We start from the raw sequence: 24,099 nt of genomic DNA on the forward strand, positions 1-24,099 counted from the left end.
CCGGTATCCTTATCTATTGGTGAGTTAACCATATCACGGCGATTTTTACGGAAGCAATACCGCCGCAGGCAAGCTGCACGCTGAAAGGGGTAAGATGCGTGAGCGAGTTCGCCTGTTCGGCGGGGTAAGGCTTGCGCCATCTTGCAATTTCGGGCGGGGCCCAATGCATCCGCCTGCTTGGCCAACGTTGGCCGAGCCGGAGCTAGTCTGCATAATCGGCCAAGTTCCCTCATAGACATGTATCAGTTTAGGAAATCAAACTGCAGAGGGGATGATCTCATGCGCCGTTTCTCATGGTTGGGGATGCTGACCATCGTGCTGGCTTTAAGCGTTGTGCTGGCTGCATGCGGGAAAAAGGACGCTGACGGCGTCGTCAAGGATTTGGACAAAGTGGTCGCCGGATTAAAGAGTTATCAAGGTTCAGGTACGATGACGCTTTATACCGGCGACAAGCCGCAGGAGTATAAGGTGGAGGTGTGGTATCAGAACCCGTCGTTCTACCGGATCGCGCTGACGAATGCGCAGAAGGATATCACGCAAATCGTGCTCCGCAACGAGCAGGGCGTTTACGTGCTCACGCCAAGCCTGAACAAGAGCTTCCGCTTCCAGAGCGATTGGCCGGAAAACCAAGGCCAGGTTTATCTGTATCAGACGCTGGCCCGCAGCATTTTGACCGACGGCTCGAGGCAGTTCGAAACCGACAAGGACAGCTATATTTTTGAAGTGGCCGCCAACTACAACACCCATGCGCTCGTACGGCAAAAAATCTGGCTGGCCAAAGACAACTATGCGCCGAAACAAGTTCAGGTCTCCGATGCCGAAGCCAAAGTTGTTGTCGAAGTGAAATTCGACAAATTTGATTTTGATGCGAAGTTCAACGACAAATCGTTCGACATGCAGCACAACCTCGACGCGGCGGCACAGGACGCCCAAGGGACGCTGCTGGAGGTCGATGAGAATGGGATGCTCGTCGAGAAGCCGGTCTCGGAACAAGCGGACGGAACCGGAACCGCATCCGCCGGCGGAGCCAGTGCGGAGCAGCCGTCGAGTCCGGCTCTGTCGGAACCGTTCGGCGTCATTATTCCCACCTATTTGCCGGACGGCGTGGAGTACAAGGACGATAAAGTTGTGGAAGGCAGCGAGCGTATCACCGTGCTTCAGCGTTATGACGGTACATATCAGTTTACGCTGTCGGAGACGCGTTCCCCGGACCGCACCGCCTCGCTGGTGCCCGGTGAACTGGTCGACATGGGCTTTACCTGGGGCTTCTTGACCGGCGAGGAGCTGCAAACCTTGACCTGGACCGTGGACGGTTTGGAGTTCCGGATCACAAGCGAAAACCTGCCTGTCCATGAAATGGTTAAAGTCGCCGCTTCTATGCAGGATCAAACGGGTAAATAATGATATGAACAGGCGGATTACGGCTGTTCCGGCTATCGTGACCGAGTTGGCCGGGCCCGTCTTTTCGCCTGCTTTTGTTTGGCCGCCTTCACTTGCCTTAAAATGGGTGCTTCTGCAGAATTGACAGCCGCCCCCCTGACCATTACGATTAGTGTAATGCTCAGGATGTTTTTGGACTTTCAATCTTTAGAGAAGGTGACCTAGAAGTGCAAGTGAAGTATCGACCTACCCATGCAGAAATTGATTTGGACGCGCTTGAAGCGAATTTCTTGGCGCTGCGGAGAAGATTGCCCGCAGACATGAAATTGCTTGCTTGTGTAAAAGCTAATGCTTATGGACACGGTGCCGTGCCTGTGGCGAAAGAATTGGAAAGGATCGGCGCGGATTATCTCAGCGTCGCGTTTTTGGATGAGGCGCTTGAACTCCGGAGCGCCGGGATCAAGCTTCCGATTCTCGTATTGGGGTATACGCCCCCGCATGGCGTCCGTACCGCTTGGGAGCACGACATCACGCTGAACGTGTTCAGCGAAGAGGTGCTGGAGGAAATCGCTACGCTTGATCCGGCGGAATTCCCGCATAAGCTGAAAGTCCATGTCAAAATCGACTCCGGGATGGGGCGTTTGGGCCTGCTGCCGGGAGATGGTGCGGTTGCCTTCGTACGCAAGGCCTTGCAGATTCCGCAGGTGGAAGTGGAGGGGTTGTTCACCCATTTCGCCACGGCGGACGATGCGGACAAAAGCTATACATTGGAACAGTTCAGCCGGTTTCAGGGAGTGGTAAACGCGCTGCGGGAGCATGAAATTGAGATCCCGATCATACATACGGGTAATAGCGCGATCTCCATCGACTTGCCGGAATTGTCGCTCCGGATGGCAAGAATCGGCATCGCTTTATACGGTCTTTATCCGTCCGATGAAGTGCGGAAGGACGAGGTGCAGCTCACCCCGGTGCTGTCGCTCAAAACGCGGTTGGTTTGGGTGAAAACGCTGCCCCCTCATTCCGCGGTTAGCTATGGGGCGAGATACGTAACCCGGCGGGAGGAGCTGATCGGCACCCTGCCGATCGGTTACGCGGACGGGTATTCCCGGATGCTGAGCGGCAAGGCGCAAGTACTGATACGCGGGCGCCGCGTCCCTGTGGTCGGAACGATTTGCATGGACCAATGTATGGTTTCGCTTCAAACTTTGGCTGATGAAGCCGAAGTAATTCAAGCCGGCGAGGAGGTTGTGCTCATCGGTCAGCAGTCCGGCGAGGAAATTAGCGCCGGCGAGCTGGCTTCCGCACTTGGAACCATTCATTACGAAGTGGTGTGTATGCTTGCTCACCGTGTACCCCGGGTATACAAACGCAAGGGTCAGCCTGACGTGTTGATCAATCCGCTGCTGTAAACATTCGTTTCCGCAGACAAAATTCAACAAAACTTTTCGCCCGCATGAAGGATTTTGTGCCAGGTCCATCGAAATAGCAAATAGATGGAAGTTGTTCAGGTATGTACGGCATTGTCATTTTTGTTTATAATGAAATGCAGCATACTTGATATACCAATGGCATATATTTTTGTATAAATTCCCTTGAATAATGCTATACTGATGACAGGGAATCAGGGTCGACAAGGTTTTGGGGGTGGAAGTTAAGGATGGCCAATATGCACAACACCAAAAGAATCATGATCAGTTTGCCGGATCATCTTTTGCAGGAAGTGGATGGGATCGTTGCGATGGAAAATTCCAACCGCAGCGAGTTGATCAGACAGGCCATGAAGCTGTATCTGAACGAACGCAAGAAGCGGTTCATTCGCGAATCGATGCAGCGCGGGTATATGGAGATGGCTAAAATCAATTTGTCCATGGCCTCGGAAGCATTCCATGCGGAGGAAGATGCAGACATCACTCTGGACCGCCTAGTAAGCGGGGTGTAAACATTGATCGTAAAGCGCGGCGACGTTTTTTTTGCAGACCTCTCTCCTGTCGTTGGATCAGAGCAGGGCGGGGTAAGACCTGTGCTTATCATCCAGAATGATATCGGCAATCGATTTAGCCCTACGGCCATTGTTGCCGCTATTACGGCACAAATCCAAAAAGCAAAGCTGCCGACCCATGTGGAGATCGATGCGGCTACGCACGGATTTGACAGGGATTCCGTGATTTTGCTGGAACAGATACGTACGATCGACAAACAACGACTTACCGATAAAATTACCCATTTGGACGAAGAGACGATGAAAAAAGTTAACGATTCGCTGCTGATTAGTCTCGGTTTGATCGATTTTTGATATGTGCGCGCGAGTTTGATGCGCGGACAGACGCTCCGGAGTGTTTCCGGGGCGTTTTTTGTGTTGGTTTAGAAGCAAACCTGAATCGGAGCTTAATATTTTCTGAAAGGATTATCCACAAACAGAAAAACGGGAAAATATTCATGGCATCATTCCCAAAGATCAAGTACAATAATTATAAGGAAAAATCTAGGGAGGACCGCTTTACATGGATCAACATCCGTCTGACACATCTTATCCGTACGCATCATTCAACAGCAATTACCCGCCAGGCCAGCCGCCGCTGCCAGCCAAAACGAACGGCAAATCGATCGCTTCGCTGGTGCTTGGCATACTGTCGATCGTTATACCTTACATCGGCTTTATTTTGGGCATTGTCGCTATCGTATTTTCCACATTGGCATTCAAGGAACTTAAAAAGACGAATGAACAAGGGAAAGGCTTAACCGTAGCGGGACTCGTCTGCGGCATTATCGGAACGGCATTATACGGAATTATCCTGCTGTTCATTGTTATCTTTATCATTGCGTACGCGGCAACGCCGGACTTGTACACGAACTTTTAGGATGAATGTAAGAGAGGGAGAGAGCATCGGTGCCTTAGGGCCCGGTGTTTTTTCGTCATTATAGGCACACTGCCAGCGTTTTGAGAGGTCGGGAGATTGACGGTAAAAAAGGGCCCTATTTTCATCAAAAAAGGAGCTAAGCGAAGATAGAGGAATTTTTTACACCTATTTCCTGCAACGAGGCTGCCCCAACCCCGTTCCTATTCCTTCTCCATAACACGTCAATGGACCGCGGTATAATCGCGGGGAAAAACTACCGCTAATTGCGGTCTGTCTGCTTTGAATTTTACGTTGATGGATGTTTTACTTATAATAGAAACAATCGCTATTTTTTATGAAAGAGGGATCCACATTGTCGCAATCGGAATCGAACGGAACCGCCGGACAGCAAGTCATGGATGCAGGGGAACAGGAACGGATTGCCGGGCAAATCGCCAAGGAGCTAAGCTTGTCCTTGAAGCAGGTGCGCACGACGATCGGGCTGCTTGACGAAGGCAACACGATCCCCTTTATCGCCCGTTACCGCAAGGAGATGACGGGGGAGCTGGATGAGAATCAGCTTCGCAGTATCGAGGAACGCACGCAGTATCTCCGCAATCTGGAGGAACGGAAAAAGGAAGTCGTCCGAATCATCGACGAGCAGGGAAAACTGACGGACGAGCTGGCGGCGGCGATCGCCCGGGCGGTGAAGCTGCAGGAAGTGGAGGACCTGTATCGCCCTTACCGGCAAAAACGCAAGACACGGGCCAGCGTTGCCAAGGAGAAAGGGCTGGAGCCGCTGGCCGAATGGCTAATGTCCCAGCCGAAGCAGGGAGAGCCGCTGGCGGAAGCGGCCAAATACGTGAACGCCGAAGCGGAGCACCCCGTGGAGACGCCGGAGGAGGCGCTGCAGGGGGCGATGGATATCATCGCCGAGATCATCGCGGACGACGCCGCGGTCCGGGCCTGGGTTCGCGCGCACACGATGGATCGCGGTCTGATGGTGTCCGAAGCCAAAACGCCTGGCGAGGAATCCGTGTACGAGATGTATTACGACTATCGGGAGGCGGCCAAAAAAATGCCTTCCCACCGCATTTTGGCCATGAACCGCGGCGAGCGGGAAAACGTGCTTAAAGTGACGCTCGAGGTGGAGACGGAACCTATTCTCCGCCATATTGCCGGCAAAGTGATCAAAGGCCGTTCGGCCACGGAAGACGTGTTGAAGACGGTGATCGAAGATGCGTACAAGCGCCTGATCGCCCCTTCGATCGAGCGGGAGGTTCGCGGGGAATTGACGGAGAAGGCGGAACGCCAGGCGATCTCCATCTTTGCCGCCAATTTGCGCAGCCTGCTGCTGCAGCCGCCGGTTCGCGGCAAGATCGTGCTTGGCGTCGACCCGGCATACCGGACCGGCTGCAAGCTGGCCGTCGTGGACGATACCGGCAAGCTGCTGGAGGTCGCGGTGACTTATCCGACGCCGCCGAACAATAAAAAGCGGGAAGCGTCCGTCAAGTTCAACGAGCTGATCGACAAATACGGCGTGGAACTGATCGTCATCGGCAACGGCACCGCTTCCCGCGAAACGGAGCAGTTCGTGGCCGAGGTGATCGCCGAGCGGCGCGACCGGAAGCTGGCGTATTTGATCGTCAACGAGGCGGGGGCAAGCGTGTATTCCGCCTCCAAGCTCGCCCAGGAGGAGTTTCCCGATCTGGACGTTGCCGAGCGCAGCGCGGCTTCGATCGCGCGGCGGCTGCAGGACCCGCTCGCCGAGCTGGTCAAGATCGAGCCGAAGGCGATCGGCGTCGGGCAATATCAGCATGACGTGTCCCAGAAGCTGCTCGACGAAAGCCTCAAAAATGTCGTGGAATCGGCCGTTAACCATGTCGGGGTGGACGTCAACACGGCATCGCCGGCGCTGCTGTCCTACGTTTCCGGGGTCAATGCCACGACGGCGAAAAACATCGTGAAGTTCCGCGAGGAAAACGGCCGCTTCCGTAGCCGCAAGCAGCTGCAGAAGGTGCCGCGGCTCGGGACCAAAACATTCGAGCAATGCGTCGGTTTCTTGCGGATCAATGAAGGCGAAAATCCGCTTGACCAGACGCCGATCCACCCCGAGTCTTACGAGGTGGTGAACCGGCTGTTCGCGGAGCTCGGGGTCAGCCTCGATCAGCTTGGCTCCAAAGAGCTGGCGGAGCGGTTGTCCGCCCTTGATCCGCAGGAGCTGGCCGCCCGGCTGGACGTCGGCGTACCGACGCTGCGCGATATTTTGGACAGCCTGCGGCGTCCGGGTCGGGATCCGCGCGAAGAGCTCCCGCTGCCGATTTTCCGCACCGACGTGCTGAAAATTGAGGATTTGACGCCCGGCATGGAATTGCAGGGCACTGTCCGCAATGTGATCGATTTCGGCGCTTTCGTCGATATCGGCATCAAAAACGACGGGCTCGTGCACATCTCCCAGATGAGCAAAGGGTACGTCAAACATCCGATGGATGTCGTCTCGGTCGGGGACAACGTCACCGTATGGGTGCTGAATGTGGATGTCAAAAAAGGCCGGGTCGGATTAACGATGCGCAAACCGGCCGGAATAGAGGCTTAATCTTTAGCCTCAGTACGTTTAAGTGTTTAAATTTTTCAATGTGCCGGACGCTGAGCTTTAGCGGGCCGGCGCTTTTTTAAAATCATAGTGGGAATGCCGTTGAAAAGTCTTTAGACTTTTCGGCTCAAAACCGAGATCAGTGCTTGGCAAAATAAATTATGATAGCGTTCGTGTCTTGGTATCCCTGCATGCTTCTTTGCACGATTATCCCTCTTGTTCAGGGGGAGAGGGTGGGGGGGAATCTCGGCCCTTTCATCTTTCCAGGTATCTTGCCCCGTTCCTCCCGTCAGGTCTGCTTTACTTCTCCTAAACCTCCTTCTCACAAACCTGTCTAACGATCTCGAACATATCTGCTTCTCCCAAACCTATTTTTTTCTCCTGAATTTATCTTCCTCCTTGCTGCCGGATCAAACGGGATAATCGTGCAAAGCGTCCGGACAGCGGATATTGATCTGCCATTCGCAGGACTGGCGCAGAAGTTTGGATGTAGTTGCAGGAAGGGCTCCGAATAAACTCCAATTCGTTCATCGCATTGCCTCCTATGCAAAAAATACGTTCGTCCCGCGTAAGATCGACAACTTCCTTCAAATTTGAAAATACCGAATAAGAAACCGCTTGCAACCAAAAACGGGTTGTGATATAAAAGGATTATAAATCTAAACGATTAAATTATGTTTTGCGGAGCAAATCCGGGGGAGGTGGAACAAGAACAATGTCCAATCCTAGCTCCAATCCTAGCATCAAAGATATTGCCGCCAGAGCCAACGTATCCACGGCAACCGTTTCTTACGTGCTGAACGGCACGCGGAACGTCCGTCCCAAAACCCGCGAACGGGTGCTGGCCGTGATCGAGGAACTGAATTACAAGCCGAACGACATCGCCAAAAGCCTAAAGCGGCGGCGTACCGACACGATCGGCGTGATCGCCGAGGACGTCACCGTGTTCAACACGCCGGAGATCATCGACGGAATCAACGATTATGGCGACCGCCACGATTTACATATCCTGCTGACGAACCTGCGGCTCGACAAACGGATCGGCCGGGATTTCGAACATACGGACAAATACCGGAAATATGCGGCAAGCGCGGTTTCCGAACTGCTCAGCAAGCAGGTTGACGGCATGATATACATCGGCGTGCATCCCCGGGATTTAACCGGACTGATCGACAGCGAAGGCAAACCGATCGTTTATACGTACGCCTATACCCAAAACGACATGGCTATCCAATACAATGATGAACAAGCTTCTTACGAGGCGATGTCTTACCTGGTTGCCAGGGGACACCGGAGAATCGCGATCATCAGCGGTTTAATGGACTCCATTCCATCCCGGCTGCGCCTTAACGGTTACTACAAGGCGGTGACTGAATTCGAGCTTCCTTTTGACCCGGTGCTGATTAAAATGGGGGATTGGGAGCGGGAATCCGGATATCGCTTGACCCGGGAGCTGCTATCCTTGCCCGCGCCGCCTACGGCGATTCTGGCGATGAACGACGTGATGGCGGTTGGCGTGCTGCAGGCTGCGAACGAAGCGGGAGTGAACATCCCGGCCGACTTGTCCGTCATCGGGTTCGACAACCGGGAGTTTAGCGATTATTTAAGCCCGCGGATTACGACTATGGATCTGCCGCTCCATGAGATGGGATACCGTGCGATGGAGACGCTGCATGAAGTGATCAACGGAAAGCAGGCCTGGCGTCCGGAAATGCCGGTGTGCCGGCTGATTGAGCGCGATTCCGTGGCGCCTCCCAAAGGAGGAAAGCCATGACATGAAAACTTTGATATGGAAATTTGGACATAGAAACTTAAACAAGGAAACTATAACACGGAAACTTCGAAACGAAGGCTTTTACGGGAAACTTTCGCGCTGAAGGTTTCTTTAACCGGAAAAATCTAAACGTTTAGATTTTGCTGCGGTGATGTCTTGCGGAAGTGAAGCCAAAAGCCAAAGCTCGCCCCCGCAAGTTCACATATAACATCAACCATAAATTTCAAGGAGGGGTTCGTATGAAAAAGAGCAAAAAATGGTTAGTCCTTGCCTTGGTCAGCGCGTTATGTCTCGGCCTGCTGTCCGCTTGCGGGGGCAAAAATGAAAGCGGTGCCAATCCGAACGGAGCGGCAAACGGCGGAGAAAAAGGAGCGGAGCAAGTGACGCTGCGGTTTATGACCTGGGACTCCGGCCAAACGCTGCAGCCTTATCAAAACGCGATCAACGCTTTTATGGAACAGCATCCGAACATCAAGGTCAAAGTGGAATCCGTACCGGACAACTACGATCAAAAGCTGCTGACTTCCCTTGCTTCCGAGACGGCGCCCGACGTGTTTATGGCTTGGAATTATCCGCTTTATGTTCCTGGAGGGGCGCTGGAGGATATGCAAACCTGGGTGGACAAGGACAACTACGATCTAAACAAATATTATCCCATCATTATGGATTACATGAAATATGACGGAAAACTGTGGGGGCTTCCGACGACCTATTCCACGCGGGCGATTTACTATAACAAGAAGCTGTTTGACGAAGCGGGCGTTCCCTACCCTAAGGACGGATGGACCTGGGACGAGTTCGTCGATACGGTGCAAAAACTGACCAAACCGGGCCAATACGGATTTATTATGACGCCGGACGATGTCATGACGATGCAGCCTTATTTTTGGAGCAACGGCGGGGATATGGTTAGCGATGACGGCAAAACGGTCGATGGAGTGTTGAACAGCCCGGAAAATGTGGAAACGATGACGTTCCTGAAAAAGCTGTACGACGCCTCCTCCAAAATCAATTCGGCCGGCAAATTCAGCACCAACAACGGGCTGGAGTCTTTCCAAACCGGGCAGATCGCCATGTTTGACAACGGCATGTGGCCGCTGGGGGATATGCTGAAGGAAGGCAAGCTGGATATCGGGACCGTAACGCATCCGCTTCCCGAAGGCGGCAGTCTGAAAGGCATCATCCATACTTCAGGATATTCCATGCCGAAAGCCGGCAAAAACAAAGAAGCCGCCTGGGAGTTGATCAAGTTCATGTCCGGCGAGGAAGGCATCAAAATCATTACGGCCGACAAATTCGCTTTTTCACCGGTCATTTCCGTGGATGAACAGAACGGTTACGCCAAAGATCCTTATTTGGAGTCCTTCGCGAAGGAATTGGAAGGCACCGATAAGCTGATCGCCAGCATGCGCAGCGAGAAATGGAGCCAAGCGGAAGATTTGATCCGCGCCGGGGTGCAGGCGATTTTCTACGGCAACGCCGATATTCAGAAAACGCTGGATGACGCATCAAAGCAAGCGCAAGCGGTATTAAAGTAACGGAATTGCGGGAAGCGCCCCAGGCGTTTTCCGCGTTTCCCCAAACGAGGTGATGACAAAATGCAAGCAGCCGGCTCGGATGCCGCCATATTGCGCCGTGCGGCCAGACGGAAAAGACGGCGCGAAAATTTCGCAGGCCTGTTTTTTATCTCTCCGTGGCTGATCGGGTTCCTCCTGTTGATGTTTTTCCCGATGATGTTTTCGTTAGGTATCAGTTTTACCGAGTGGAATATGGTCGGCAGCCCCGAATTTATCGGGATTCGGAATTATGCGCAGATGTTTACGGCCGATCCTTTTTATTGGAATGCCATGACCGTCACGTTTAAGTATGTGTTTATTATGGTTCCGCTCCAGGTGATTTTCGCGATCCTTATCGCCGTGCTGCTGAACCGGGCTTCGTACGGCATCAAGCTGTTCAGGGCCGTTTTTTACTTGCCCTCCTTGATTCAAGGGGTTACCCTGGCGCTCATTTTCAGCTGGATGCTGAACGATGATTTCGGACCGGTCAATTACATGCTGGAGCTTGCCGGCCTGCCGCGGGTGCATTGGCTGACCGATCCGAATGTCGCCTTATACGCTTTGATCTTCATCGCGCTGTGGGGCGTTGGATCGCCGATGGTGCTGTACCTCTCGGCCCTGCGTTCCGTTTCGTCGGAATATTACGAGGCCGCCGATATCGATGGCGCCGGTCCGATCCGCAAATTTTTCAACATTACGCTTCCGCTGATCACGCCAACGATCCTGTTCAACATCCTGACCAGCCTGATCTCGGCTTTCCAGACGATCGTGCTCGCGTTTGTTCTGACCGGCGGCGGCCCGGCCAACTCGACGTATTTTTATTCCCTGCACGTGTACCGCAACGCTTTTACCCATTTCAAAATGGGGTACGCTTCCGCGATGGCCTGGGTGATGTTTGTTCTGATCGTGCTGCTGACCGGACTTATTCTCAAATCGTCGAAATATTGGGTGTACTATGAAGCCGATGGAGGTGGACGCTGATGCACACGCTGGCGCGAAAAAAACGAATTCAGACGCTGCTGTTCCAAATTTTGATCCTGCTGCTTGCCGCGGCGTTCCTGTTTCCGATCGCCTGGATGCTGTCCACCGCGCTGAAAGCGCCGGAGGATATTTTTACGCCGAAGCCGGAGCTGATTCCCGATACGTGGCAGTTCCGTAATTTTGCCGATGCCTGGAACGCCCAGCCGTTCGGGCGGTTTTTGCTCAATACGCTGATCGTGGTGGGCGTTTCGACGCCGTTTGCCATGCTGTCCGCGACGATGGTCGCCTTCGGGTTCGCACGGATTAATTTCTGGGGCCGGAACGCCCTGTTTCTGCTCGTCATCGGCACGATGGTGATTCCCTGGGACGTCACGGCGATCCCGCTGTATATCGAATACAACAAGCTGGGGATGATCAATACGCTGTGGCCGATGATTTTGCCCGGGGCGTTCGGGTCCGCGTTTTTCATTTTCCTGGCCAGGCAGTTTATTATGGGCGTGCCGCGCGACCTGGACGAAGCGGCGGAAATCGACGGCTGCAACCGCTGGCAGATTTACTGGAAAATCATCCTCCCGTTATGCCGGCCGATCGTCGTCGTTATCGGCGTATTCCATTTCGTGTGGTGCTGGAACGAGTTTTTGACGCCGCTGATTTTTATCAACGACCAGAGTATGTATACGCTGCCGCTGGGGATCAATCTGTTCAAAAATGCGTTCAACATCGAATACGAGAAGCTGATGGCGATTTCCTGCCTGTCGGTGCTGTTTCCGGCCACGCTGTTCTATTTTACGCAAAATTTGATTCTGGGGGGCATCTCGCTTAGCGGTGTCAAAAAATAACGAGCCGTCATGACGGAGGGTGGAGAAATATGACCATACTGAGCAATGCAAAGTTTAAGCTGGAGTTTAACGGACGCGGCGCGGTGACGGCGCTGTTGATGAAAGAAGATCCCGCCGCTATGAACTGGGTGGTGGATCCGGAGTATCTGGCCGAAGCAGGGTACGAGGATACGCTGGATAAACTGTTTGGAGAATGGACGGCGGTGGTGGACGGCCAGACGCTGAATAGTGCGGAATTGACGCCGGAAATCACGCGGGAAAGCGATAGCCGGATGCGGGTCCGGTTTATGGCGGAGAAGCTGGAGATTAACCTGACCTATGCGCTGGAGGAGGAGTGCATTCGCTGGATTGTGGAGTGCAAAAACAGGGCGGACAGGAGTGTGCGGATCGAGGGGCTGCATATTTGGTTTGCGCTCGCTTACGTGATGTTCCGGGACGAAAACGTGCTGCGCAATATGCGGCAATCGTGTGCGGTTTTCGCCCATTTGGGCGGCGATTTTGCCAAGTTTGCGGCGATCCGGCGCAGCGATGAGGCGCCCCATTTGGCGGTGTACGGGGTTAAAGGACGCACGGCGGCGTTTGGTTCGTTCTGCCGTTACGAGAACCGGTTTTTGGAGCAGGTTTCGCCCTCGCTGGACGGGGTGCTGTTTCATCGCCTGTCGCTGGTGGAGGACGGCGGCTCGATGCCGGAATCGGCGGCGGCAGACTGGATTTATAGGGAAAGATATCATCCGGTCGTGTTGGAGGCCGGTCAGAATATGAGTTGGGAGTACGCCTTCGCTTCCTGCGAGGGACGGGAGGATTTCTACCGGCAGGCAATGGCGTACGGTCATCCGCGCTGGGAATATACGCCGGTGCTGGTCCGGGGAGGAATGTTCGAGGCGGAGCTGGAGCTTCCGGCGGGGGAGCGTGTGCGGGAAATCCGCGTGGTTTCCGCGGTTCCCGCTGCGGCTGGAAGCTTCCGCCGCCGCGAGGAAGCGGTGACGGACCGGTTAGCTGCTGGCGTAGATGAAGCGGTGACAGAGCGGTTAGCTGCTGGCGTAGAGGAAACGGTGACAGAGCGGTTTGCCGCGGATGGCAGACAAGGGGAGGTGCTGCACTTAGCTTTACGGCGGGAGGAGGCCGGTGAACATAAGCTGGAGCTGACGCTGGACGACGGGCGCAAGGATGTGCTGGTGTGGAACGTGCTGGAGCCGGTCGACCGCATTTTGGAGAAGCGGGCCGAATGGCTGTGCCGGAACAATTACGATCCCGCGGGGACAGCGGGCAGGCCGCATGCTTTTTTGCCTTTGTCCAACCAGGGCGAATCGTTGGGCAAGCTGGCTTTTTTGCTGATGAAAAACAGCCTGGCGGCGCCGGTCCCGGAGCAGGTGGCGATGGCGGAAGCCTCGGCGGTATTGGACATGAAACACCATTGGTTCGAGGGCGGCGATTTCTCCCGGCCGCGCGTTTTGTACGGGACGTTTTACCGGATTTTCGATCTGGATTATATCGCTCATGTGTTTTATTTGCTCTCCCGGATGGATGCGGCGCTGCTGAAGCTCCATCCGCCGCAAACGTACTTGCGGTGGGCCGCCGAAGTTTTGTGCGTACGGCTGGATCCGGACTGTCATGAGGGGCAGCGGGAAAAAAACGAGACGGGTTTAAACGGCGTGTTTATTATGTATGTGTTAGACCTGCTGGCGGATTTGGCGGCTTGCGGCCTGACCGGGGAGCTTAACCGTTTGCAGGCGCTGTGGGAGGCGTTCGGAAGCCGTTTGAAGCGAAATGCCAGCCAGTTTGCCGGGGCCGTCACCGAGCATTTTTACGACAACGCGGGGTTTGGCCCGACCTGCGAAACACTGCTGCGCGTCGGCTTGACCGGCGAGGGAGAGAAGTACGCCCGGCTGATTTTGGCCAACATCGGCTTCAGCAACGATTACCGGGGGCAAAATCCGGACCGCTGGTGGGAGGCGTTGTCCTATATGATTCACTCCCTGTGGGGCGGTTTGGTTGCGGCTTCGGCGCGGACGGCTTACGAGCACCTGGGCGACCCGCAGTATCTGGAAGCGGCTTACCGGGCCAGCATGGCCGTCTTCAACTGTTACGACTGGAACGTGGTGTCGACGCCGCGCCGCCTGCAACCGGGCGAAGCCGCGTCGACCTACAGCGTCGCCGCCCCCAATCTGAACATGCCGTCCTTGTCGCGCAACCGGTTCGGCCAATCGGTGTTCCGGGGCGCGAGCGACCCGCTGTTCGCCCGTTTGTTCGCGAATGCTGCGGGCGACGACTGGGACATGGGCGAGGAACTGGTGGCGTATCTGCTCGGGTTCGGCACGACCGCTTATTTGTACCGTGATGAGCAGGGGCGGCTTCGCTGCGCGAACGGCTGTTTGACGCGGGACGGGGATGGCTGGATAATCACCAGCTATGCCGCTTACCCGCGGCAAATTGTAATGCGGGAGGAAGGTCTGGTGCTGCGGGCGCAGCCGGGCGAGGCGCTTCGGCAAGCGCGGTATCGCGACGGCAAGCTGGCGCCGTTGTTGTGAGCGGGAAGGGCAGGCTGGCGTCTTTGAGTTGAGCCGCCTCGCTGGGTGCGAGGGGCGAGAGACCGAGAGCAAGTTGGGAACGGCTGCTTAGGTTGAATCGGGCGGCAGCTATTTCCATCGGTCCGAAATAACGTTCTGATTGGAAATATCCAATAGAATCGGAAGTTTGTTTGGGGATGCCGCGGCTTGAATGGATATTTCCAATAGATCGGTCTCGGCAGAGAGCAGAACAGGCGATTTGATCGAAATCTATTGGAGAATTCCAATGAGAGCTCGAAATCGCATTTGATGTCCGTCAATCTATTGGATTTTTCCACTGAGAGGCGAGGGGCGAAATGTGTTGCCGGGTGCTCAGCCCAGTGGTGAAAAAATGAAGCAGCCGTCCCCAATCCGTATAAGCGGAGGGGACGGCTTTTTTCCAGCGTTTACTGCATACTGCTCGTTTCTCCTTGGCTGTTCCGGCGGCTGTAGTAAAAGAACCAACAATCGTTCAGCAGCCGAATTTGACGGCGGTCTCTTTTGTTAAAGGCACGCATGATCTGATTGCTGAGCCAGTTAGGCAAATGTATCTCCTCCTCCGGCAATCACCTTGGTATGTTTAGACTATGGGGCGAATCCCCAAGATGTGCACGTCCCGCCGGAAGAGGTAGCGAAAATCACGGCTTTTGATCACGAAGCGGGTGCTAAAGAAGCGGATTCGGCGTCGAATCTTGAATTCAGCCGGGCCTTCCGTTGCTCACGTAGGATTATCCTACGCTCCGCTACTCAGTCCCTGGCTTCATCCAACCTTCTCGGTGCTGAAAAGCCGTGATTTTCGCCTTCATTTGAAAGAGGTAGCGAAAATCACAGCTTTTGATCACGAAGCGGGTGCTAAGGAAGTGGGTTCGGCGTCGAATCTTGCGTTCACCTTCGAAGTCCGGTGCTCATGTACACTGGCGTTGACAGTGACTTTTGTTCAAGCTTTCCCGTAAAGCTATCCGAAATCTAACGGTTGCATCAGCGGCTATTTGCCGAAAAAAGGCCTTTTCTAAATTCTAACGGTTGCAAGAGCCGTTATTTGCCTGCCTCCAAGCAAAAATTGCCGGTTTTCAGTGAAATAAGCTCCATGGCAACCATTACAATTTGAAATCAACCGTATTGGAACAAATAGCGCTTGTGGCAACCGTTAGAATATTGGTGTCCCCAGAAAAGGTAGTTTGTCAGATTTAAATGCGACGCTAGTGGCTCATGTAGGCTTTTCCTACACTCAACCCTGAATTCAGCTTGCGCCTTCTTCCTCGTACCACTGCTCAAGCTGGGCCTGAAGAGCGCGAATTTCGGTCAGCAGTGAAATCAGCGGGTAGTTTTCTTCCTGGATGGAAGAAAAGGCGGCCTCCAGCTCATTGATATAATCCAGTCCGCTCGTAATCCTCAGCGATTCCTGCAATAGATCCAACCGGTCGCATTCCGCGATCGCACGCGGCAGCGCCGGGACCTCCCGGGCCGTTAATTTGTCGATCTCCTTATTTAACCGCAAATTCAATGCGCTGAGTTGATAAGCATAGTCCGCCGGCATCTCCACGAACTTCAACTCCTGGCCTTGCTGCAAAATCACGTACCTCATCATGGACATCGCTTATGATCTCCTTTTCTATTAAACTACTTGACAGTGTAGCGTAATAGGAAGTTAAATTTCAAGTAAAAGTCCACGCTGGCCCAAGCCGGCCATTCCGGTGACTACAACCCGCCGGTACGAAGTTCAGCAAGAAAGGAGAACCCGATGAACAACGACCAATTGCAAGCCTGGATCGAGCAAATCTCGCTCCGTGATTTCGGCGTTCCTTTTCGCCACCGGGCCCGGTTTAACAGCCGGCTGCGTACGACCGGGGGGCGTTATTTTACAAAAACCCATGACATCGAAATCAATCCCGCGCAGCTCTTCGTTCATGGGCAAGAGGAAGTCGAGAAAATCATCAAGCACGAGCTTTGCCACTACCATTTGCATTTGTCGGGACAAGGCTATCAGCATCGAGACCCGGAATTTAAGGCTCTGTTAAAAAGGGTCGGAGGAAGCCGGTTCTGCAACGCTTTGCCCGGAAATCAACAAAGAAAAACTTTGCCTTACCGTTACAAACTGGTCTGCGTAGAGTGCGGCATGGAATATCTACGCAAACGCCGCGCGGATCCAAACCGCTACCGCTGCGGAAAATGCGCCGGACGGCTGCGCTTAATCCAGCTCCTCGGCAAATAGGCGGAACATAGGTCCGATATATGATATACTTTGATCATAATGCGAAAGAGGAAGCGAAAATCACGGCTTTTGATCACGAAGCGGGTGCTAAGGAAGCGGGTTCGGCGTCGAATCTTGAATTCAGCCGGGCCTTCCGTTGCTCACGTAGGATTTTCCTACGCTCCGCTACTCAGTCCCTGGCTTCATCCAACCTTCTAGGTGCTGAAAAGCCGCGATTTTCGCCTTCATTTGAAAGAGGAAGCGAAAATCACGGCTTTTGATCACGAAGCGGATGCTAAAGAAGCGGGTTCGGCGTCGAATCTTGAATTCAGCCGGGCCTTCCGTTGCTCACGTAGGATTATCCTACGCTCCGCTACTCAGTCCCTGGCTTCATCCAACCTTCTAGGTGCTGAAAAGCCGCGATTTTCGCCTTTATTTGAAAGAGGAGTGATTGAAGATGGCTGAGTCCAAAGCCAAAAAACAACGCAACAAGCAGATCCGCGAAGGGAAGAGAAATCCCGAATTGAGCCGCAGCCCGTTTGTTTTCACGGATATGAGGACCCGTAAAACGAAAACGAAGCTGGAACAAATGAACAAGCAAAAATATAAGAACCACGCTTCCGCTTATGGAGACGATGGTTCTTTTTATCTTCCCGGAGAATCCGTGTTTTTGGCTATGGTGAAAAAAATTTCATAACGTTCGGCATCCGGAGATTTGTTATCTTCCTGGTGCTGTTCGCAGAAATCATTGATCCACCGGAATAATTCCTCCGCTTTTTCCTTCGTCAAAAAAACGCTCGGACTCGTCATTTGCGCCGAAGGCGGGGTGAGCCTGGAGGCTTTCAAAAAGCGCTGCTTGCTTTCATCGTAAAGATGGCTGAGCAGTTTTTCCGTCTCGGATTGAAAGACCTGCCCGATCACCTTGTCCATCTCGCTTTTTTTAATATGGATTGCCCCTTTAAAAGGCTCATAATATTTGGCCGTAATGCCGTTGACCAGTTTGGTGTCCGCCAACTGCAGCAGCCCGATGCGCTCCAGTTTTTTGGCGTGGTAATATACTTTGGCAGGCACCTCCTGCATCGCATCCGCCACTTCCTTGATCGTCGCCGGACGATTTAAGCGCTGAAATTCGTTTATGATCTGCATGCGATACGGATCCGAATAAATGCGGATTTCCTCCAGCGTTTTCAGTTCCTTGATTTCCATGTGCGCGCACCCCATGTTAAGACTAACAACCGGTTATTTTTTCGTTTAATTTAGTATAGCTTATCCATGGAAATGCGCAAAGCAGCTGGCGGTTCGTCAAATGTTCATAAACTTACGCTGCTTCAACAGGTAAAAGACGGGCAGCAGCATGAATATTCCAAAAACGAGATAGAGCAGGTGGACCTGCATCCATTCCCCTATCACGCCAGCCAGGGCGCTCCCCGCCGGAATCGCACAGGTGCAGACCATGTTGTTAAGGGAGCTTACTCTTCCAAGCAATTCATTAGGTACCGATTCCATGAAGTACGTCGTGCACGGGGTGTTGATTAAAGAGATGGCCAAGCCCATGCCAAAACAGAAAGCCGCAGCCGGATAAAGCGGATGTACCGGTAAAATAGCGGGGACATACAACAAAGCGTAATTGCTTCCCAGCAGCAAGTAACCGGTGATGATGAGCCGGCTTTTTTTAAAGTGGACGCCCTTTTTGCCGATCCATAATCCGCTGGCGATCATCCCGATGATCAAGCTAATGCCCAACAGACTGAGGGCCTCGGGGCCGGACCGTAAAATTTCATTAACGTATACCGCATTCAGCACATTGTACGGCGACAGACAAAAGTTCACATAAGCTGCGGTGAAAATAAGGGTTAGGACAAGTTTGTTCGCTTGAAGGTAGCGCAGACCTTCCTTGACTTCTTGAAAAAAGGCGCTGCTTGCTTGGTTTAACGGGGGAAGGGAGACCGGGGGAACGCGAAGGAAGGCCAGGAGCGCGGCTGCGGCCGTGAAGGTAAGTCCGTCTATTAAAATCGCGGCCGATATTCCCCAAAAGGCGATGATACCGCCGGCCGCCGCCATGCCCGCCAACTCGGCGATTCTTGACGCAGTGGCGCTGAGGGAATTGCCGCTGAGCAGTTTTTCCTTGGAAAGGAGCTGTGGAACCAAGGCGGTCTCGGCGGGGGAGGCGAAGCATTCAAGCGTGGAAATCAACAAGGTAAAAATATACAAGTGCCACGGAGCCAGAAGCCCTTTCCAATACATCAAAGCGGTGACGCTGACGAGGATTCCCCGGCCCAGATAGGCTGCAACAACGACATTTCTTTTGGGCCAGCGGTCCACCAGGGTTCCCGCAAAAAAGCTGAACAGCAAGTTAGGGACATAATTCAAAGCGAATAGAGTCCCCATTAAAACCTTGGATCCCGTTAGCATATACACCATCCAGATGTAGGCAATGGAATCGATCGAATCCCCAAATCTGGAGATGACGCGGGCAAGAAGGAGATACGTAAACGGTCTGCTTACTGTCAGCTCCTGCTTTAAACCTCCTAATCCTTTTCTTTTGACCAGGACTTTTTCGCTCAAAACAATCACCTCGTTAAAAAATAAATTTAACGTTAAAATTATTTTAATGTTAAGTTTATTTTATTGATTTCCCTGCGGATTGCAATATTTATTTTCCATTGCTTGTCCTTCAGGGGAATGGCCGCTAAATCTTGACTTTGCCGCCTAATCGTGATAAATTTATTGGTGTTCTCACAATTTCAAATGTTCCCCGATAGCTCAGTCGGTAGAGCACTCGACTGTTAATCGAGTTGTCACAGGTTCGAGTCCTGTTCGGGGAGCCATATTCTTGGAGAGATACCCAAGTGGCTATAAGGGGACCCTCTGCTAAGGGGTTAGACTGCGTAAGCGGTGCGAGGGTTCGAATCCCTCTCTCTCCGTTTTGAAATAACGATCTAAAAGAACCTCCCGTTCATCCGGGAGGTTCTTTTATGCAGAGGGATGAGAATGATATCCAGCGATGAACTGGCGCGCAGGATAATTCCCTATAATTCTCTCAAAAAGAATTTTAAAAGGTAAACCTGAAAATTAGGGGTTGCAAGGCGATCATGTTTTTGCTATACTCAATTTTGTCGCTGCTTCCAAGCGGCATGAGGCTGTGGCCCGTTGGTCAAGGGGTTAAGACACCTCCCTTTCACGGAGGTAACAGGGGTTCGAATCCCCTACGGGTCACCACTTTCTTAATAGCTTCAAGTAGGGGGAGAAGCCCTGATAGGGGTTCGTCGGAGCATAAGCTTCGGCAGGAAAACTTCGCAGTCTCGAGCGAAGCGAGAGTATTCCCTAACGGGTCGACGCTTTCTTCAAAGCTTCAAGTAGGGGTGGAAGCCCTGAACATATGAATATGCGGTCGTGGTGGAATGGCAGACACGCTATCTTGAGGGGGTAGTGGGCGTACGCCCGTGGAGGTTCGAGTCCTCTCGACCGCATCAAATTGCAGAAAGAACCTTGCAGAACGCAAGGTTCTTTCTGCATAACCAAAGGCGATTCGTTAAATTTAACGGTTGTCACAAGCACTATTTGTTCCAGGAACGTTGATTTCAAATTGTAACGGTTGTCATGGCGCTTATTTCGCCGAAAACCGGTAATTTTTGCTTGGATTAAGGCAAATAACGGTGCTCGTAACCATTAGAATTTAGAAAAGGTCTTTTTTCGAAAAATAGCGGCTGCTGCAACCGTTAGAGTTCCGCTGGGCGATAGTGTCTCGCGAAAACCTGAGTTTTTGCGGGAATTCTGAAAAGTATCAGCGTTACAAGCTCTTGGGCAAGAGTTCCCCCGAGTTTTTTTGCGGATCTAACCTTGAAGCCGCCACGCTCGCGTGTTCCATGAACCGCCCGCTACAGTTTCAGCAGGTGGTTCAAAGCGTAAGCCACGCCATGGTGATTGTTGTCGCGCGTGACCATGGTGCTTAATTGCTTGATTTCATCGACCGCGTTGCCCATCGCAATGCTTGTCCCGGCTACGCGAAACATGGAGATATCGTTGTAGCTGTCGCCGATCACGACGGTATCGGCCATGGGGACCCCCAAATGCTCGGCCATAAAGCGCAGGGCGTTCCCTTTATCGGTTTCGGTGGATATAATTTCCACTGTGTGATCGGCGGAAGATGTCGTATGAAGCTGGCGCTGCCCGCCAAAGTGCTTGCGGATACGGTCCAGCTTGGCTTCGTCGTAAGTAAATACCAGCAGCTTATAGACCGGCGCCCCGCGCTTCAATAGCTGCAAAGGGTCTTCGATCTGTTGAAAACCAAATTGGACAAATTGGATTTGGGCGCTTTTCCACAAGCGCTCGCGGCTGGCCGCCGGATTGGCGCTTGCCAGCACATCCAGTTCCGCCTGCAGCTTGCGCTCCCCGCCGTAAGGGGAATAAATCGCCTCAGGGCAGAATATCTCAAAATAAACTTGCTGCTCCAGCAGATATCGAACCGCGTCCTGAGCCGCGGCTGCTGTGATCGGCGTTTCCCGCAACAGCTGTCCGCGTTCGTCATAAACGGCGGCTCCGTTAAAACCGATAATCGGGATAGCCAGGCCGCCCGTCAAATCTTTAGCGTCAAAGCTGGCCCGGCCGGTGCATAGGGTTACGGTGTGGCCTTTGGCGGCCGCTTGGCGAATCGCATCCAGCCCCTCGGTGCTCGGCTTGCTTTCGGATGTCAACAGCGTACCGTCCAAATCAACGGCGATCAGTTTCATGAATGGTCTCCTCCTTACCCAAGTGTGTCTCTCTTTCGGGTCTATTGGTTTATATTTTTGATCTCCGTTTAAAAGTATAGTTTATGAAATGCATTTCAGGTCAACAGGCCCGGGCAACGCGTTCATTTCGGCAAAATACATATGCAAAAATGGGGTGAGGGTAAACGTGACCAGCGCTTTCTGGATTATTATGATGATTGGAGCGGGGACTTATTTATTGCGCGCGGGATCTTTGGTCCTCGGGAGCCGCATAAAATGGTCCGAACGCACGAAGGAGTGGCTTTCTTTTGTTTCCCCGGCCGTGCTTGGAGCGCTGATCGGTCCTTTGCTGCTGCTGGTCGACGGGGAGTGGATACCGCTCATGGAAAATAAAATGCTGCTGGCCGCCATCCCGACGATGGCGGTAGCTTGGTGGTCGCGGCGTTTACTGCTGACGGTTGCTGCCGGGATTGCTTTTTATGCCGCGGTTTATTATTTGATTGGATAGGGGGACGGTGGAGATGAAACGTTATGATGAAATAGGGCTGGCGCTGCGCCATGCCGTCCCGATTATGCTTGCCTATTTTCCCTTATCCATGACATTTGGTTTGCTTGCGGCCGCCGGCGGACTTTCCGGACCGCTTACGGTTTTTAGTTCCCTGTGGATTTTTTCCGGAGGGGCGCAATTTATGCTGCTGGGCATGTTTGCCTCCGCCGCTGCGCCGTTTACGATCGTAACGACCATTTTGCTGGTGAATATGCGCCATATTCTTTATGGAGCTACGATGGGGCCATATTTGACCGGATGGCGGGAAGGCCAAAAATGGCTGGCGGCGATCGGGCTGACGGACGAAGGGTTTGCCGTTACATCAACCCGGGCAGCCAGCGGCGAACCGCTAAATCCTTCCTATTATATAACGTTTTCTTTGGCCATCTACGGGTCCTGGATTGCCGGAACCGTTGTCGGAACCGGCCTCGGCGGTTTGGTCACGCCAGAGGCGGCGGCTATTCTCGGCTTCGCTTTGCCGGCGTTGTTCCTGGCGCTGCTGTTCGGCGGCGAACGAACTTTGCCTTCCATGGTGGCAGCCTGCACCGGCATCGTTTTATCCACTTTGGGGGAGATGGTGAATATGGGCGGCCTCGGCCTTGTCGCCGGCGGGGTGGCGGGCGCTACCCTTGGGCAGATGGTGCGGCGGACGAGGAAAAAAGCGGCAGCCGTCAAAAGTGAGACAGCTTAGCGCCCCGGGTTAGGTCCGTCCGAAGAAAGCCGGGCGGGCCCGTCAAGTGTCATCCTGCCTTTCCAAAATGGACGAATATTTGGGATAAAGCAGCCGGATGCAATCGGGACAAATGTCATGGGTAAATTCGGCATGGGCATGCTTTTGCAAATAAGCTTCGATCGAATTCCAAATTTCATTTTCGTCCTTGATTTTTTTGCAGACGACACAGATCGGAAGCAAACCCCGCAGCGCATTAACATGCGACAAGGCTTGCTCCATATGCTGCTCCCTTTCCTTAAGGCGTGTAATATCGGTACAACTGACGACCATTCCTTGCGCCGGAGTATTGCGTGTTTTTCCCAAGGGACTAAGCTCCGCCAGAAACCAGTTAATTCCTTGAGGGCCAACGGCCCGAATTTCCATAGCGTAATAATCGCATGTCCCGTCGAGGATTTGGAGGATATGTTGGAGAAGCTGGCGGGACTCAGGGTCGTCGCGTTCGGCGCTGCGAAAATACTCAATCACGTTTATTCCCGGGCGGTCCCAAAGGGGCGTTTGGCCATATTGACATGCCCTTTTGGCCCAATTGTGGTTCACCGCCAGGACGATTCCATCCGGACCGATTACGGCAATGCTTTGGCTTAGCGAATGAATTGCTGCTTCACACAGGGATATTTCTTTCACGGCGGATGCGCTCCCGTCAATGGAATAAGGGCAGTCATAGAGACCTATTAAGTCCTTCAAGGCGCTGTGTTAAGATGTAAGCAGCCTCTTAATCTTCAAAAACCCCTTCTTTACACGAATACGCAGGTAAAATAGTTTTTGTTTCATCCACACTGTATACGTAAATGCGTAAATTAACAATCGAAAAAATAACGTAAATGCGAGATGATTACGGTGTTATGGGAAGGTTGGGGAAGAAGTTGTCCATTTACGAGCGTATCGAACTGCTGATTAAAAATGCGGGTTTGACCAAAAAGGCGTTTTGTTTGAAGCTTGGCATCAGCACGGGGAATTTGGGCGACTGGAAACGCGGGAAGTCCACGCCGAGCTCGAATAAGCTGATCGAAATTGCGGATTTTTTTGACGTAAGTTTGGATTGGCTCATGACCGGACGGGAAAAACAGGCTTCCGCCGTAAACGAAGGCAAAGCCAAATATACGGCCCGGGAAGGCGACTGGAACGCCTTTTTTGCCGCGCTGTCGGAAGCGGAGCGGGCTTTCGTCCGGGAGTATATCGAATTTGCCCGCTATCGGAAACTAAGGGGAAAGCAGTCTGGACAATAATACCACTTTACATTTAACCGCCGCGAAGATATAATAGTAATGTTCGTTTCTAAACCATTCGCGGTCGTGGTGGAATGGCAGACACGCTATCTTGAGGGGGTAGTGGGCGTACGCCCGTGGAGGTTCGAGTCCTCTCGACCGCATCATATGAAAGAATGACGGAGATGTCCCGTAAGTGCAAACTTGC

Annotated in this window: 23 protein-coding genes and 5 tRNA genes; 21 read left to right on the top strand and 7 right to left on the bottom strand. The window is 53.0% G+C overall.

The window, feature by feature from the left end:
* Window positions 1–279: 279 nt before the first annotated feature.
* From NYE74_RS31210 to NYE74_RS31235, 6 genes are all read left to right on the top strand, one after another.
* A complete protein-coding gene (locus NYE74_RS31210) occupies window positions 280–1,401 on the top strand; it encodes an outer membrane lipoprotein-sorting protein (RefSeq protein WP_036625199.1) in 1,122 nt (373 codons plus the stop codon).
* 206 nt (window positions 1,402–1,607) lie between these two features.
* Complete coding sequence (gene alr / locus NYE74_RS31215; protein ID WP_036625196.1) at window positions 1,608–2,789, top strand: alanine racemase; 1,182 nt, start codon at window positions 1,608–1,610, stop codon at window positions 2,787–2,789.
* Window positions 2,790–3,037: 248 nt separating this feature from the next.
* On the top strand, window positions 3,038–3,319 hold the full coding sequence (locus NYE74_RS31220) for a CopG family ribbon-helix-helix protein (protein ID WP_018750966.1): 282 nt from the start codon (window positions 3,038–3,040) through the stop codon (window positions 3,317–3,319).
* Window positions 3,320–3,322: 3 nt separating this feature from the next.
* Window positions 3,323–3,673, top strand: coding sequence for a type II toxin-antitoxin system PemK/MazF family toxin (locus NYE74_RS31225; protein ID WP_009226461.1), 351 nt, complete (start codon window positions 3,323–3,325; stop codon window positions 3,671–3,673).
* Window positions 3,674–3,881: 208 nt separating this feature from the next.
* Entirely contained in the window at window positions 3,882–4,238 is a 357-nt protein-coding gene (locus NYE74_RS31230) for a DUF4190 domain-containing protein (RefSeq protein WP_036625190.1), read from the top strand.
* 394 nt (window positions 4,239–4,632) lie between these two features.
* A complete protein-coding gene (locus NYE74_RS31235; protein ID WP_174905532.1) occupies window positions 4,633–6,813 on the top strand; it encodes a Tex family protein in 2,181 nt (726 codons plus the stop codon).
* 384 nt (window positions 6,814–7,197) lie between these two features.
* On the opposite strand, the gene NYE74_RS31240 is transcribed toward NYE74_RS31235, so the two are convergent.
* The gene (locus tag NYE74_RS31240; RefSeq protein ID WP_172531700.1) at window positions 7,198–7,341 is read right to left on the bottom strand and encodes a hypothetical protein; all 144 of its coding nucleotides are present in this window, start codon (window positions 7,339–7,341) and stop codon (window positions 7,198–7,200) included.
* Window positions 7,342–7,525: 184 nt separating this feature from the next.
* On the opposite strand from NYE74_RS31240, the gene NYE74_RS31245 reads away from it, so the two are divergent.
* The 5 genes from NYE74_RS31245 (at window position 7,526) to NYE74_RS31265 (ending at window position 14,488) form a co-directional block, all read left to right on the top strand.
* The gene (locus NYE74_RS31245; protein ID WP_036625184.1) at window positions 7,526–8,584 is read left to right on the top strand and encodes a LacI family DNA-binding transcriptional regulator; all 1,059 of its coding nucleotides are present in this window, start codon (window positions 7,526–7,528) and stop codon (window positions 8,582–8,584) included.
* Window positions 8,585–8,823: 239 nt separating this feature from the next.
* Entirely contained in the window at window positions 8,824–10,122 is a 1,299-nt protein-coding gene (locus NYE74_RS31250; protein WP_124331777.1) for an ABC transporter substrate-binding protein, read from the top strand.
* A gap of 60 nt (window positions 10,123–10,182) precedes the next feature.
* Window positions 10,183–11,121 carry a carbohydrate ABC transporter permease gene (locus NYE74_RS31255; protein ID WP_316560854.1) on the top strand — a complete coding sequence of 313 codons (939 nt, stop codon included), beginning with the start codon at window positions 10,183–10,185 and terminating at the stop codon, window positions 11,119–11,121.
* The gene (locus tag NYE74_RS31260; RefSeq protein WP_124331776.1) at window positions 11,121–11,960 is read left to right on the top strand and encodes a carbohydrate ABC transporter permease; all 840 of its coding nucleotides are present in this window, start codon (window positions 11,121–11,123) and stop codon (window positions 11,958–11,960) included. Before NYE74_RS31255 ends, NYE74_RS31260 begins: the two co-directional genes overlap by 1 nt.
* Window positions 11,961–11,989: 29 nt before the next feature.
* Entirely contained in the window at window positions 11,990–14,488 is a 2,499-nt protein-coding gene (locus NYE74_RS31265) for a hypothetical protein (protein WP_316560855.1), read from the top strand.
* Between the two features lie 425 nt (window positions 14,489–14,913).
* On the opposite strand, the gene cmpA is transcribed toward NYE74_RS31265, so the two are convergent.
* Window positions 14,914–15,051, bottom strand: coding sequence for a cortex morphogenetic protein CmpA (gene cmpA / locus NYE74_RS31270; RefSeq protein ID WP_115311231.1), 138 nt, complete (start codon window positions 15,049–15,051; stop codon window positions 14,914–14,916).
* 695 nt (window positions 15,052–15,746) lie between these two features.
* Window positions 15,747–16,100, bottom strand: coding sequence for a hypothetical protein (locus NYE74_RS31275; RefSeq protein ID WP_036625169.1), 354 nt, complete (start codon window positions 16,098–16,100; stop codon window positions 15,747–15,749).
* Between the two features lie 147 nt (window positions 16,101–16,247).
* Between NYE74_RS31275 and NYE74_RS31280 the strand changes: the two genes are divergently transcribed.
* Both NYE74_RS31280 and NYE74_RS31285 read left to right on the top strand, forming a co-directional pair.
* Complete coding sequence (locus tag NYE74_RS31280; protein WP_316560858.1) at window positions 16,248–16,718, top strand: SprT family protein; 471 nt, start codon at window positions 16,248–16,250, stop codon at window positions 16,716–16,718.
* 436 nt (window positions 16,719–17,154) lie between these two features.
* Complete coding sequence (locus NYE74_RS31285; RefSeq protein WP_341005498.1) at window positions 17,155–17,394, top strand: hypothetical protein; 240 nt, start codon at window positions 17,155–17,157, stop codon at window positions 17,392–17,394.
* Here the strand turns inward: NYE74_RS31285 and NYE74_RS31290 are convergent.
* Together NYE74_RS31290 and NYE74_RS31295 are read right to left on the bottom strand one after the other, a co-directional pair.
* Entirely contained in the window at window positions 17,343–17,903 is a 561-nt protein-coding gene (locus NYE74_RS31290) for a helix-turn-helix domain-containing protein (RefSeq protein WP_341005499.1), read from the bottom strand. The two genes, NYE74_RS31285 and NYE74_RS31290, sit on opposite strands and share 52 nt — an antisense overlap.
* Before the next feature lie 96 nt (window positions 17,904–17,999).
* Window positions 18,000–19,262, bottom strand: coding sequence for an MFS transporter (locus tag NYE74_RS31295; protein WP_341005500.1), 1,263 nt, complete (start codon window positions 19,260–19,262; stop codon window positions 18,000–18,002).
* A 187-nt stretch (window positions 19,263–19,449) separates the two neighbouring features.
* On the opposite strand from NYE74_RS31295, the gene NYE74_RS31300 reads away from it, so the two are divergent.
* From NYE74_RS31300 to NYE74_RS31315, 4 genes are all read left to right on the top strand, one after another.
* A tRNA-Asn gene (locus NYE74_RS31300) sits at window positions 19,450–19,525 on the top strand.
* Between the two features lie 7 nt (window positions 19,526–19,532).
* Window positions 19,533–19,621 (top strand) — tRNA-Ser (locus NYE74_RS31305).
* A gap of 220 nt (window positions 19,622–19,841) precedes the next feature.
* Window positions 19,842–19,916, top strand: a tRNA-Glu gene (locus NYE74_RS31310).
* A gap of 168 nt (window positions 19,917–20,084) precedes the next feature.
* Window positions 20,085–20,167 (top strand) — tRNA-Leu (locus NYE74_RS31315).
* Between the two features lie 408 nt (window positions 20,168–20,575).
* Here NYE74_RS31315 and NYE74_RS31320 read toward each other — a convergent pair.
* A complete protein-coding gene (locus NYE74_RS31320) occupies window positions 20,576–21,427 on the bottom strand; it encodes a Cof-type HAD-IIB family hydrolase (RefSeq protein WP_341005501.1) in 852 nt (283 codons plus the stop codon).
* A gap of 166 nt (window positions 21,428–21,593) precedes the next feature.
* Between NYE74_RS31320 and NYE74_RS31325 the strand changes: the two genes are divergently transcribed.
* Window positions 21,594–21,914, top strand: coding sequence for an AzlD domain-containing protein (locus NYE74_RS31325; RefSeq protein ID WP_341005502.1), 321 nt, complete (start codon window positions 21,594–21,596; stop codon window positions 21,912–21,914).
* A 13-nt stretch (window positions 21,915–21,927) separates the two neighbouring features.
* Window positions 21,928–22,644 carry an AzlC family ABC transporter permease gene (locus NYE74_RS31330; protein WP_341005503.1) on the top strand — a complete coding sequence of 239 codons (717 nt, stop codon included), beginning with the start codon at window positions 21,928–21,930 and terminating at the stop codon, window positions 22,642–22,644.
* Between the two features lie 42 nt (window positions 22,645–22,686).
* On the opposite strand, the gene NYE74_RS31335 is transcribed toward NYE74_RS31330, so the two are convergent.
* Complete coding sequence (locus NYE74_RS31335) at window positions 22,687–23,310, bottom strand: hypothetical protein (protein ID WP_341005504.1); 624 nt, start codon at window positions 23,308–23,310, stop codon at window positions 22,687–22,689.
* A 218-nt stretch (window positions 23,311–23,528) separates the two neighbouring features.
* On the opposite strand from NYE74_RS31335, the gene NYE74_RS31340 reads away from it, so the two are divergent.
* On the top strand, window positions 23,529–23,912 hold the full coding sequence (locus NYE74_RS31340; RefSeq protein WP_341005505.1) for a helix-turn-helix domain-containing protein: 384 nt from the start codon (window positions 23,529–23,531) through the stop codon (window positions 23,910–23,912).
* Between the two features lie 60 nt (window positions 23,913–23,972).
* Window positions 23,973–24,055, top strand: a tRNA-Leu gene (locus NYE74_RS31345).
* The last annotated feature ends 44 nt before the right edge of the window (window positions 24,056–24,099 follow it).

The organism is Paenibacillus sp. FSL P4-0127 (assembly GCF_038007325.1).
Lineage (GTDB): Bacteria > Bacillota > Bacilli > Paenibacillales > Paenibacillaceae > Fontibacillus > Fontibacillus macerans.